The organism is Nitratireductor sp. ATLC21 (genome assembly GCF_057196525.1).
The window spans coordinates 922,515-934,681 of record NZ_JBXUOU010000001.1 but is presented as its reverse complement, the minus strand read 5'-3'; the positions used below and the strand labels follow the sequence as shown (position 1 = coordinate 934,681).

General features: G+C 61.5%; 10 protein-coding genes and 1 other RNA gene. 10 read left to right on the top strand and 1 reads right to left on the bottom strand.

Annotated features, from left to right (window positions below):
* The first annotated feature begins 12 nt into the window (after nt 1-12).
* An RNA gene (gene rnpB / locus AC2CHD_RS04565) (RNase P RNA component class A) lies at nt 13-453 on the top strand.
* Nucleotides 454-526: 73 nt separating this feature from the next.
* Here rnpB and AC2CHD_RS04560 read toward each other — a convergent pair.
* Nucleotides 527-1,636: a cystathionine gamma-lyase gene (locus tag AC2CHD_RS04560; RefSeq protein WP_484552729.1), complete on the bottom strand. Its 1,110-nt coding sequence runs from the start codon at nt 1,634-1,636 to the stop codon at nt 527-529.
* Nucleotides 1,637-1,998: 362 nt separating this feature from the next.
* On the opposite strand from AC2CHD_RS04560, the gene mraZ reads away from it, so the two are divergent.
* From mraZ to ftsW, 9 genes are all read left to right on the top strand, one after another.
* Nucleotides 1,999-2,466 (top strand): division/cell wall cluster transcriptional repressor MraZ, encoded by a 468-nt coding sequence (gene mraZ / locus AC2CHD_RS04555; protein WP_229448878.1) that lies wholly within the window; start codon nt 1,999-2,001, stop codon nt 2,464-2,466.
* Nucleotides 2,463-3,482 (top strand): 16S rRNA (cytosine(1402)-N(4))-methyltransferase RsmH, encoded by a 1,020-nt coding sequence (gene rsmH / locus AC2CHD_RS04550; RefSeq protein WP_484552728.1) that lies wholly within the window; start codon nt 2,463-2,465, stop codon nt 3,480-3,482. The genes mraZ and rsmH overlap by 4 nt, the downstream gene beginning before the upstream one ends.
* 8 nt (nt 3,483-3,490) lie before the next feature.
* Complete coding sequence (gene ftsL, locus AC2CHD_RS04545) at nt 3,491-3,859, top strand: cell division protein FtsL (protein WP_229448880.1); 369 nt, start codon at nt 3,491-3,493, stop codon at nt 3,857-3,859.
* The gene (locus tag AC2CHD_RS04540; protein WP_229449230.1) at nt 3,859-5,580 is read left to right on the top strand and encodes a peptidoglycan D,D-transpeptidase FtsI family protein; all 1,722 of its coding nucleotides are present in this window, start codon (nt 3,859-3,861) and stop codon (nt 5,578-5,580) included. The genes ftsL and AC2CHD_RS04540 overlap by 1 nt, the downstream gene beginning before the upstream one ends.
* A gap of 62 nt (nt 5,581-5,642) precedes the next feature.
* Nucleotides 5,643-7,097, top strand: coding sequence for a UDP-N-acetylmuramoyl-L-alanyl-D-glutamate--2,6-diaminopimelate ligase (locus tag AC2CHD_RS04535; protein WP_484552727.1), 1,455 nt, complete (start codon nt 5,643-5,645; stop codon nt 7,095-7,097).
* Complete coding sequence (locus AC2CHD_RS04530; protein WP_229448882.1) at nt 7,094-8,518, top strand: UDP-N-acetylmuramoylalanyl-D-glutamyl-2,6-diaminopimelate--D-alanyl-D-alanine ligase; 1,425 nt, start codon at nt 7,094-7,096, stop codon at nt 8,516-8,518. Before AC2CHD_RS04535 ends, AC2CHD_RS04530 begins: the two co-directional genes overlap by 4 nt.
* 3 nt (nt 8,519-8,521) lie before the next feature.
* Complete coding sequence (gene mraY / locus AC2CHD_RS04525; RefSeq protein WP_065814948.1) at nt 8,522-9,604, top strand: phospho-N-acetylmuramoyl-pentapeptide-transferase; 1,083 nt, start codon at nt 8,522-8,524, stop codon at nt 9,602-9,604.
* A gap of 9 nt (nt 9,605-9,613) precedes the next feature.
* Complete coding sequence (gene murD / locus AC2CHD_RS04520; protein WP_484552726.1) at nt 9,614-11,011, top strand: UDP-N-acetylmuramoyl-L-alanine--D-glutamate ligase; 1,398 nt, start codon at nt 9,614-9,616, stop codon at nt 11,009-11,011.
* 1 nt (nt 11,012) lies between these two features.
* Nucleotides 11,013-12,167 (top strand): putative lipid II flippase FtsW, encoded by a 1,155-nt coding sequence (gene ftsW / locus AC2CHD_RS04515; protein ID WP_484552725.1) that lies wholly within the window; start codon nt 11,013-11,015, stop codon nt 12,165-12,167.

Genomic DNA, 12,167 nt, shown 5'->3' with positions numbered 1-12,167 from the left:
TTATACGTCCTGCCAGCCGGTCGGACGGCCGCGCGAACGAGAGCCGAAAGGCTGTTTGCGAGGAAAGTCCGGGCTCCACGGAAAAACGGTGCCGGATAACATCCGGCGGGGGAAACCCCAGGGAAAGTGCCACAGAAAGCAGACCGCCCCGCCTGTTTTTCGGTTGTTTTTCAGCTATTTGCCGAGAACCGAAAAACTGGCGGGGTCAGGGTGAAAGGGTGGGGTAAGAGCCCACCGCGTCGACGGTAACGAAGACGGCATGGTAAACCCCACCGGGAGCAAGACCGAATAGGAATGGCGCGAGGGGCGACCCTCAGGGCGTTTCCGGCCCAGCCGTTCGGGTAGGTTGCTTGAGGCCGATGGCAACATCGGACCCAGAGGAATGGCCGTCACGTTGCATCGTTTTCGGGCGTTGCAGCCATACAGAACCCGGCTTACAGACCGGCTGGCACCGATTTTCCGAAATTCGCCGATTTTTCCGGAATTCGACGGATTTCGGCTCCTTTTCAGAAAATTTCGAACAGTTTCACGCCGTTTTCAATGCAGCGTCGATCGCCTGCCAAAGGGCGTCTGTCGGCTCGCATCCGACCGACAGACGAACGAAACCTTCGGCCACATCATCACCCCATCGCGCGCGCCGTTCGGCCGAGGTGTGAACGCCGCCGAACGAGGTGGTCGCCTCAATGAGCGGACAGGTATCGATGAAGCGCTCTGCCTGTTCTTTCGAGCCGAGCGTCAGTCCGACGAGCGAACCGAAACGGAGCATCTGGGTTTTGGCAAGGGCGTGCGAGGGATCATTCTTCAGGCCAGGATAGCGCACCGACCGGACCGCCGGATGATCTGCGAGACGTGTTGCAATGGTCTCGGCGGATGAGCACATACGGTCAAAACGCACTTCTAGCGTTTCGAGCCCGCGCAGGACCAGCCATGCTTCGAAGGGGCCGGGGATGACACCGGCAAGTTTGCGCCACTCGCGGATCGTTTCGATCATCGTCGCGTCGCGGCCTGCGACGTGGCCGAAAAGCACGTCGGAATGTCCGTTGGGGGCCTTGGTGTCGGCGGCAAGCACAAGATCGACGCCGAGATCCAGCGGTCGCTGGCCATAGGGGGTCATGGTGGTGTTGTCGGCGACAACGATTGCGCCCGAAGCATGGGCAGCCTTCGTGATCAATTGAATGTCGCACAGATCAAGGCCGGGATTGGACGGCGTCTCGATGAGCACCATGCGGTATCCGGCAAAACCACCTTCTGCGAATGACGCGGTCGGGCGGGTGTCGTAGCTGATGCCAAGACGGGTGAGGTGCTTTTCCAGAAGAACTCGGGGTGTGTAGTAGCCGTCCGAGGGCAGGAGTACCCGATCGCCGGCTGAAAGCAGGGCCAGGAGAACCGACGAGATGGCCGCCATGCCCGATGGGAAGACGATGGCTTCGGCATCCTCCAGATGTGCGAAGGCTGCCTCCACCGCCTCCCAGGTGGGGTTGTCAAACCGGCCATACTGACGCGCGCCCGCCGGGTCGCCGGGCAGATGAAACACCGAGCTCATGACGATCGGCGTAGAGAGCGGGTCGCCTTTTGAAAGGTTGCCCGAATGAAGGTGTGAGAGGCTTGCTGCACGGGCATTCTGACTTTCGGACATTGGGCTCCTCACGCTGAATTTGGATGGATGCTGGCCGGACGGCACGAGGCTCTTCCTAACCTTTTGTTAGCCTTAATGCACGATAAATGACCATGGCCCGATGCATGTCCAAAACGCCTGTCATTGCGGCATTTGTGAAGCTTAATCCCGTTGACGCCCATATCGGCCCATGGTACCCCATATAACAAATCAGCGTTTCGTTGCAGTTGGAGTACGGGTTCCTCCCATGTCGGCCTCTTTTTCCGGGCGGCGTGGAAGCTGGGATTCACCCTTGCAGGGGGGCGGGCAAATGTTCGGAGAGCCGCGTCTGAGCGCGGCTGAAGAGATGCAGAGGGGCATGGGCCTTTTGGCCACAACGCGTCATGGACCGGTTTCTGTCGAATGCAGTAAACAAGATCGACTCCAAGGGTCGGGTCTCGGTGCCGGCGCATTTTCGCTCCGTCGTTCAAAAACGTGGCTTTACCGAACTCTATGCGCTGCGAGCGCTCGACATTCCTGCGATGGATGTGGGCGGTCTCGATCTGCTCGACCGCTACGAAGAGCGGATCGCGCAGGAGGACCCTTTTCTGCAGACTGCGGACGATATGTCGTTTTTCGTGCATGGCGACGGCGCGTTCCTGAAACTGGATCAAGATGGGCGCATCACCGTGACGGATTTCATTCGCGAGCACACCGGGATCACGAAGGATGTGGCCTTCGTCGGGCGCGGGCATTTCTTTCAGATCTGGGAGCCGGAGCGGCTGAAAGCCCATGGGCAGGCGGTGCGCGAACGGCTTCTCAAGCTTCGGCAGGCGGCCACATCGGCCCGTACTGCCGGACAGTCGGAATGATGGCGGGCCCCGGCGGCGAAAGCCCGGCCGGTGGCGGACCGGCCCGCCACATTCCGGTTCTTTTGCGTGAAGTTCTCGACGCTCTTCGGCCTCTCGACGGCCAGCATTTCATTGACGGCACGTTCGGTGCCGGCGGCTACACAACCGCGCTGCTTGAAGAGGGTGCATCGGTCACGGCAATCGACCGCGACCCGACCGCCATCGAAGCAGGTCAGGCACTTGTGGAGCAATGGGCTGGACGTCTCAGACTGGTGGAGAACCGGTTTTCCAGGCTCGACGAGGTGGTTGAGGGCCATGTCGACGGTGTTGTGCTCGATATCGGCGTTTCCTCCATGCAGATCGATCAGGCCGTGCGCGGTTTCTCCTTCCAGAAGGATGGACCCCTCGACATGCGCATGGAGCGCTCGGGTTTGAGCGCGGCCGATGTGGTCAACACGATGAAGGCGGGCGATCTGGCGCGCATATTCGGAATTTTGGGCGAGGAGCGTCAGGCAGGGCGTATCGCGCGTGGTCTTGAGAGACTGCGCGCTGAAAAACCTTTCGAGACAACGCTGGAGCTGGCGCGTGCCGTCGAAAAAATCGTTGGCCGTCGACCGCAGGAGAAAATTCATCCCGCAACGCGCGTCTTTCAAGGGTTGCGTATCTACGTCAATGACGAGCTTGGTGAACTGGCGCGGGCGCTTTTTGCGGCCGAACGGGCTTTGAAGCCCGGCGGGCGGCTGGTCGTGGTGACGTTTCATTCTCTGGAAGACCGGATCGTGAAACGCTTCATGGTTGAGCGGGCCGGTGGCCAGGGCGGTTCCCGCCATCTGCCGGAGGTGCATGACGCCGCTCCCACATTTCACAAACCGGCCAAGCCCGTCGCGCCAACACGGGAAGAGACGGAGCAAAACCCCAGGGCGCGCTCGGCGCGGCTAAGACTGGCGGTGCGCAGTGAGGCACAAGCCGGAGAGGTTGATTTCGACATTGTCGGTCTTTCGCGCTTTCCGCGGCCGGCACGTGCTGGTGAGAGGTAGAGGCAAAGATGTTTCGCACGAGCGATATTGTGCTGATCACGGTCATGATGGCGGCGGCAGCGTTTACCTACAAGACCAAGCACGATGCCGAAGCCAAATATGAGGAGCTGCGCAAGATCGAGCGACAGGCAGAGCTCGAGGAGGATTCGATCGATCTCCTCAAGGCCGACTGGAGCCTCTTGACCCAGCCAGCGCGCCTGCAGCGACTGGCCGAGACCTATAAGGACGAATTGGGACTGCAGCCGGTGGAGGCGCCTCAGATAGCCGAATTCTCCGACCTTCCGGAAAAATCCTTGACCATTGAAGGGCTCGTCGGCGGCATGGCGGATGCCGGCGGCGAAGCGGATCAGACGACAACCGGGGCGGTGCAGCCATGATGAGCTCGAGCGGATATGCAGACGACCTGGCTTCCTCGGCTGTTCGCCGAGGGGCCGCAACCATCGTGATGGACGGAACCGGCAAATCCCGCGGCGGGCGGGCCCAGAACCGGGTGGTGATGGCGATGGCCGTCATGTTCGGTATTTATGCGGCACTCGGCGGGCGGCTGGTTCATCTCGCCTTGCAGGATGAGCCCGAGCCAAGCGTTCCCGCCGCGCGCGTCACCGCCTCACGGCCCGATCTTGTGGATCGCAATGGTGAAGTGCTCGCGACCGACATCAAGACAGCTTCGCTTTTCGCGGAACCACGGCGGATCGTGGACATCGATGAGGCGATCGAAAAGCTTTCGACCGTTCTTCCCGATCTCAACTATCAGCAGACCTATCGGAGGCTCGACAGCGATGCGGGCTTCGTGTGGCTGCGCCGTCAGCTGTCGCCGCGCCAGCAGGCGGACATTCTGGCACTGGGCGTGCCAGGGCTTGGTTTTCGCACGGAAAAGCGGCGTTTCTATCCGGGCGGACCGACCGCATCGCATATCCTCGGGCTCGTGAACATCGACAACAAAGGCATCGCGGGCATCGAGAAATTCGTCGATGACCAGGGCCTTGCAGACCTGCAGGCCACGGGGCTTGCGGTGGAGGGGCATCTGGAGCCCGTCAAGTTGTCGATCGACCTGCGTGTACAGCATATCATCCGCGATGAACTGGTTCAGGCACTCGACCGGTATCAGGCAATTGCAGCCGGTGCTGTGGTGTTGAACGCCAATACCGGCGAAGTGGTGGGGATGGCATCCGTGCCCGATTACGATCCCAACAATCCGGTGAATGCGCTCGACAAGGACCGGTTGAACCGCATGTCGGCCGGCGTGTTCGAGATGGGCTCGACCTTCAAGATCTTCACGACCGCGATGGGGCTCGATTCGGGCCTGGTGAGCATCAATGACAGTTTCGACGCGACACGCCCCATTCGCATCGGCGGTTTCACAATCAACGACTTTCACGGCAAACGTCGCGTCTTGAGCGTGCCCGAGATTTTCATCTACTCTTCCAACATCGGCACAGCAAAGATGGCCGATGTGGTCGGTATCGAGGGGCACAGAGCGTTTCTTGAGAAGATCGGTCTTCTGGGGCGGATGTCCACGGAATTGCCCGAAGTTGCCTTGCCGACGGAACCGAAGGAGTGGAAGAAGATCAACTCGATCACGATCTCCTACGGTCATGGTGTGGCCACGACACCGCTGCAGACCGCGGTGGCGGCCGCGGCCATGCTGAACGGTGGCAAGCTTATTCCGCCAACGTTCCTGCCGCGCTCGGAGGCGGAGGCAGACGAAATCGCAAAACAGGTGATCTCGCCCAAGACAAGCGCCCAGATGCGCTATCTCTTCCGCCTCAACTCAGAAAAAGGTTCCGGCCGGCGGGCTGAGGTCGAAGGCTATTATGTGGGTGGTAAAACGGGCACGGCTGAAAAGGTCGTCAACGGCCGCTACTCCAAGAATGTTCGTTTCAACGCATTCATCGCCGGTTTCCCGGTCGACGATCCCGAATATATCGTGCTGGTATTCGTGGATGAACCCAAGCCGGAGCGGGACGGGATCGGTGCGACCGCGGGTCTGAACGCCGCGCCTATGGTGCGCAACATCATCCGCCGTTCGGCGCCGTTGCTTGGCGTGAAGCCTGAATTCGGTCAAGAAAGTGATGCCTTGCTGATTTCGCAGCAGTGAGTCGGCGCAGTGAGACGGCCATGTGCCGAGACAACAAACGCAAATGAAAGTACCGGGGCCTCATGAAGTTCAGTGAATTGGCGGAGATTCTTCCTCAACAGGGATTGTTGTCTGCGGAAGCGGAAGTCTCGGGGATTTCCGCGGATTCGCGAAAGGTAGAGGCGGGGGATCTGTTTTTCGCCCTGGCGGGGACAAAGGCCAATGGTGCAGCATTTGCGGCAGAAGCTGCCAGTAAGGGGGCAGCCGCCATCGTTGCTGCTCCCGGAGCGCTTTCTTCCGATCCCGGCGTTCCTGTCATTGAAGCAGAGGACCCCCGGCACGCTCTTGCCCTGTGCGCGGCGCGTTTTTTTCCGCGCCAGCCCGATACGATGGTTGCGGTGACCGGGACCAGCGGCAAAACCTCTGTGGCCTCATTCACGCGCCAGATCTGGGAACACGCGGGCCTGGCCGCAGCCAGCATCGGCACGACCGGCGTGGTGGCACCGGGGCGCGACGAGTATGGTGAACTGACGACGCCCGATCCGATCGCGCTGCATCGGCTGCTCGACGAACTGGCAGGTGAGGGTGTTAGCCATGCCTCCATGGAGGCATCGAGCCATGGCCTAGACCAGCGCCGTCTTGATGGGGTGCGGCTCTCGGCTGGTGGTTTTACCAATCTGGGCCGCGACCATATGGATTATCATCCAACGGTTGAGGAATATCACAAGGCCAAGCTCCGGCTCTTCGACACGCTCCTTACAAAGGGAGCGCCTGCGGTGGTCTTTGCCGACGATCCCTGGACCGAACCAACGGTAGCAGCCGCGCAAGCTGCGGGTCTCGACGTGCGCACGGTGGGGCGGCGGGGGACATTCCTGACGCTGAAGCGGGTTGAACACGAGCGTCACCGTCAGCGGGCGGAAGTGGATGTCGACGGGGTTATCTACGAGGTTGACCTGCCGCTTGCCGGCGATTTCCAGGTGGCCAATGCATTGGTTGCGGCCGGGTTGGCAATCAGCACCGGAACGGCGGTTGAGACGGCGTTTGCGGCCCTGGAGACCCTCAAAGGGGCGTCGGGTCGTCTCGAGCTCGTGGGGACGGCCGAAAACGGCGCCCAGGTCTATGTGGATTATGCCCACAAGCCGGATGGGCTGGAGAACGTGTTGAAATCTGTCCGCCCCTTCACGACAGGGCGAGTGATCGTCGTCTTCGGCTGTGGCGGTGACCGCGACACGGGGAAACGCCCGATCATGGGTGAGATCGCGGCGCGACTGGCGGATGTGGCGATCGTGACGGACGACAATCCGCGATCGGAAGATCCGGCAACCATCCGGGCCGCCATCATGGCGGCAGCGCCGGGAGCGCGTGAAATCGGGGACCGCCATGAAGCGATCCGGTATGCCGTGTCGATGCTTGAAGAGGGCGATACATTGATTGTCGCTGGCAAGGGGCACGAAACCGGACAGGAAATCGCCGGCGAAAAACATCATTTCTCGGACCATGAGGAAGTGCGGGCCGCACTCGCGGAGCGGGCCCGATGAGCGTTTTGTGGACACATGATGCGCTGGTACAGGCAACGGGGGGCAGACCGCTCGGCCAGCCGGTCGCGGCGATTACCGGCATCTCCATCGACACGCGGACGCTGCAGCCGGGCGATGCGTTTTTCGCGATTCAGGGCGAGCGGTTCGACGGACATGATTTTGCCACCGCAGCCATGGCGGCGGGAGCCTCCGTTCTGGTGGTTTCCGAGGCGAAGCTGCCGGCGCTCGGGCGGTTGGCTGTTCCGAAAGTTGTTGTGCCGGATGTACAGACGGCCATGGAAGATCTGGGCCGCGCCGCGCGCCTGCGCAGCCGCGCCAAGATCGTGGCGGTGACCGGTTCGGTTGGCAAAACGTCTACCAAGAACATGATGCGGCAGGCCTTTTCGGCTTGCGGAAGCGTTCATGCAGCGGACCGTTCTTTCAACAATCATTGGGGGGTGCCCCTGACGCTCGCCAGGATGCCGGCCGATTGCGATTTCGCGATTTTCGAGATCGGCATGAACCACCCGGACGAAATTCGCCCGCTGGTGAAGATGGTGCGCCCGCATATTGCCGTTGTCACGCTGGTGGCGGCGGCGCATCTCGGCTTCTTCAAGAGTGTCGATGAGATCGCGCGTGCCAAGGGCGAGATTTTCGAAGGTGTCGTGAAGGGCGGTGCTGCGCTCGTCAACCGCGACGACAAGCGCTGGAAACTGCTTTCGGCGATTGCCGGGGAAGCCGGTGTGAAGACCATTGCGGGATTTGGCGAGAATGCGCGCGCCGATGTCCGGTTGATGCATGCTGAATGCGGCGCGCAATCCTCCACCTTTGCCGTGAAGATCGAAGGCCAGGAGACTGAGGTGCGGCTCGGTGTTCCGGGGCGGCATATGGTTCAGAACGCGCTTGCCACACTGGGCGCTGTGCATCTGGCGGGCGCGGATGTGGAGAGGGCGGCGATGGCGCTGGGCTCCTTCGGCACGGAAGCGGGGCGTGGCGCGCGGCACCGGCTGATGCTGGAGGATGGCGCGTTTACGCTGATCGATGAGAGCTTCAACGCCAATCCGGCCTCGATGGAGGCCGCGTTCGATCTGCTGCAACGCGCGGACGTGGGCGAGGGCGGGCGGCGCATCGCCATTCTCGGCGACATGGCGGAGCTTGGCACCCACGCGCCCAAACTGCATGCGGGGCTGGCGGATCTTGTCACGGGAGCGGGAACGGACTGCGTGTTTCTGGCCGGACGCGAAATGAAGGCGCTGGCTGAGGCGCTGCCGGAGGGGCTGCCGGTGGAATATCGCGAGACGACGGACGAATTGCGCGAACTTGTGATCAACGCGGTGAAGCCGGGCGACGCCGTGATGATCAAATCTTCGAAGAGCATCGGCTTCAACAAACTGGTCGACGCCTTTATCAACACCTATCCGGGCGCGGCGACGGGGGACTGATCCATGCTCATGATGCTCGTTGAACTGGCCGATGAAGTTTCGGTCTTCAACGTATTCCGTTACATCACTTTCCGCACCGGCGGAGCGCTGATCACCTCGGCGCTGATCGTTTTTCTGTTCGGGCCGATGATCATCGCCTCGCTCAGGGTGCGGCAGGGCAAGGGACAGCCGATCCGTGCCGACGGGCCGCAGACCCATTTCAAGAAGGCCGGTACGCCGACCATGGGCGGGCTCATGATGCTGTCGGGCATTCTGGGCTCGTGCGCGCTGTGGGCAAACCTTTCCAGCGTTTATGTCTGGGTGGTGCTGATGGTGACGGTGGGCTTTGGCGCCATCGGATTCTACGACGATTATCTGAAGGTGACGAAACAGTCGCATCTCGGATTTTCGGGCAAGGCGCGGCTTTCGGCGGAATTCCTGATCGCGGGGCTTGCGGCATGGACCATCATGCAGGCGGGGCAGGCGCCGTTTTCCTCGTCGCTGACTTTTCCGTTTTTCAAGGATTTCCTGCTCAATCTCGGTATTTTCTTCATCCCGTTCGCGGCTTTCGTGATCGTCGGGGCGGGCAATGCGGTGAACCTGACGGACGGGCTCGACGGGCTTGCCACCGTGCCGGTGATGGTGGCGGCGGCTTCATTCGGCGTGATCGCCTATCTCTCCGGCAACGCCATTTTCGCCAACTATCTGCAGATCCATTTCGTGCCCGGCACGGGTGAGCTGGCGGTGATCCTCGGAGCCGTGATCGGCGCGGGGCTCGGCTTCCTGTGGTTCAACGCGCCGCCGGCGGCGATCTTCATGGGGGACACCGGATCACTGGCGCTGGGTGGCCTGATCGGCTCGGTGGCCGTGGCCACCAAGCACGAGATCGTGCTCGCCATTATCGGCGGGCTGTTCGTGGTGGAAATCCTGTCGGTGATCATCCAGGTGGCGGTCTTCAAAATGACCGGAAAACGCGTGTTCCTGATGGCGCCGATCCACCATCATTTCGAGAAGCTCGGCTGGACGGAGAGCCAGGTGGTGATCCGGTTCTGGATCATCGCAGTGCTGCTTGCCCTGATCGGGCTCTCCACGCTCAAGCTGCGCTAGGGGTCGCGAATGATCCCGGCCACGGTTTTCAACGACAGGACCATCGCCCTTTTCGGGCTCGGCGGTTCGGGTATCGCCACCGCCCACGCGCTGATGGCCGGCGGGGCGCGAGTGACGGCCTTTGACGACAACCCCGACAGCGTGGCGCGGGCGGCGGGTGAAGGAGTGCCGACCGGAGATCTGCGCAACATCGACTGGAACAGGCAGGAGGCGTTCGTCCTTTCGCCGGGTGTGCCGCTGACGCATCCGCGTCCGCACTGGAGTGTGGATCTGGCGCGGGCAGCGGGAGTGGAAATCATCGGCGACGTGGAGCTTTTCGCACGCGAGCGCCGGGTCCATGCATCTGGGGCACCGTTTGTTGCCATTACCGGCACCAACGGCAAGAGCACGACAACAGCTCTGATCGCACACATTCTCAAAAGTGCGGGACGCGACACGCAGATGGGTGGCAATATCGGCCGGGCCGTGATGACGCTCGAACCTCCTGCTGCTGATCGATACCATGTGGTGGAATGCTCCTCCTATCAGATCGATCTTGCTCCGACGCTTGATCCTTCCGTTGGCATTCTGCTCAATCTTTCGCCCGACCATCTGGACCGGCACGGCTCCTTCGAGAATTATGCGGGTATCAAGGAACGCTTGGTGGCGAGGAGCGGGCTGGCGATAGTCGGTGTCGACGATCCCGACTGCCGGCACATCGCCAACCGGCTTGAAAAGCAGGGACGCAGGCTGCAGCGAATCTCGGCGACATCATCGCTCTCCGATGGGTTCTATCTGGAGGGTTCCGATCTCATGCGAGCCGCCGATGGCGTCGCCGAAAAACTGGCGACGCTTCAAGGCATCGGATCTCTGCGCGGCGCGCACAACGCTCAGAACGCGCTGGCGGCCCTTGTGGCCTGTCTCGACTGCGGTCTGACGGCGGACCAGATCCAGGCCGGTTTCAGCAGTTTTCCCGGGCTTGCCCACCGCATGGAGCAGGTGGCCCGCCGGGAACGGGTTCTCTTCGTCAACGATTCCAAGGCCACCAATGCCGATGCGGCGGAGCGGGCATTGGCAAGTTTCGAGCGCATCTACTGGATCGCGGGCGGCCTGCCCAAGGAGGGCGGGATCGAGACGCTGAAAAGCTTCTTTCCGCGGATCGCCAAGGCCTACCTCATTGGCGAGGCGGCACCGGCTTTCGCTGCCACCATCGGGGAGGCGACGACGTTCGAGATTTCGGGTACGATAGACAAAGCCGTAGACCATGCGGCGCGCGATGCGGCGGGCGATCCCGCGCCGGAATCTGTTGTTCTGTTTTCGCCAGCCTGTGCGAGTTTCGATCAGTTCAGAAATTTTGAGGTGCGTGGCGATGCCTTCCGCGAAGCGGTGCGTTCGCTCGCCGGTACCGAAATGATGGGGAGCAAGTGACATGGTGAGCCGCACCGATCGCAGCCCGGTGGCTAACTGGTGGTGGACCATTGACCGGTGGTTTCTCGCGGCCTTCCTCATGCTGATGGGGCTGGGCGTGGTCCTGTCGTTTGCGGCAAGCCCCGCCGTGGCGGAGCGCATCGGCTTGTCGAGTTTTCATTTCGTCACGCGCCAGATCGTTTACATGCTGCCTGCGTTGGTGGTCATGATCGCGATTTCCTTCCTCAGTCCGCGTCAGGTACGTCGGGTCGCCCTCGTCATGCTTGCGGGCGCGCTGGTTCTGATGGTGGTCACCCTTTTTGCGGGCATGGAAGTCAAGGGTTCGCGGCGCTGGCTCTATGTATTCGGAGTGTCCGTCCAACCTTCCGAATACCTGAAACCGGCCTTTGTGGTGATCTGCGCGTGGCTCTTTCATGAGCACGCCCGGCAGCCGGAGATCCCGGGCAACCTGTTCGCAATGCTTCTTCTGGGGCTCGTGATCGCGCTGCTGGTGGCGCAGCCCGATCTCGGCCAGACCATGCTGGTTCTCGGCACCTGGGGGGCGATGTTCTTCATCGCCGGAATGCCATGGTTGTGGATTGCGGTGCTTGGTGCATTGGGTGCAGGCGGGGCATTTCTTGCCTACACGATTTTCCCTCACGTGGCCGACCGCATCGACCGCTTCCTGACCGGTGAGGGTGACACCTATCAGGTGGATATGAGCATCGAGGCGATAACCCGTGGCGGCTGGTTTGGACGTGGTCCTGGCGAAGGGACCGTCAAACGTATCCTACCTGACAGCCACACGGATTTTGTCTTTGCGGTTGCCGGTGAGGAGTTCGGCATCATCCTGTGTCTGATCCTGCTGGGGCTGTTTGCCTTTGTGGTCTTGCGCGGGCTGACGAGAGCGCGGCGTGAGGAGGATGACTTCACACGCTATGCGGTGAGCGGCCTCGTTATCCTGTTTGGTTTTCAGTCAATCATCAACATGGGTGTGAATGTCCGTATGCTGCCGGCCAAGGGTATGACGCTGCCCTTCATCTCCTATGGCGGTTCGTCGCTGATCGCCATGGCCATTTCCATGGGTTTCGTGCTGGCGCTGACGCGCCGCAAACCGGAGAAGCGCCGCCCTGTGGCCTATGCGCCGGCATCGGGACACGAGGCGATCGCGAACTGA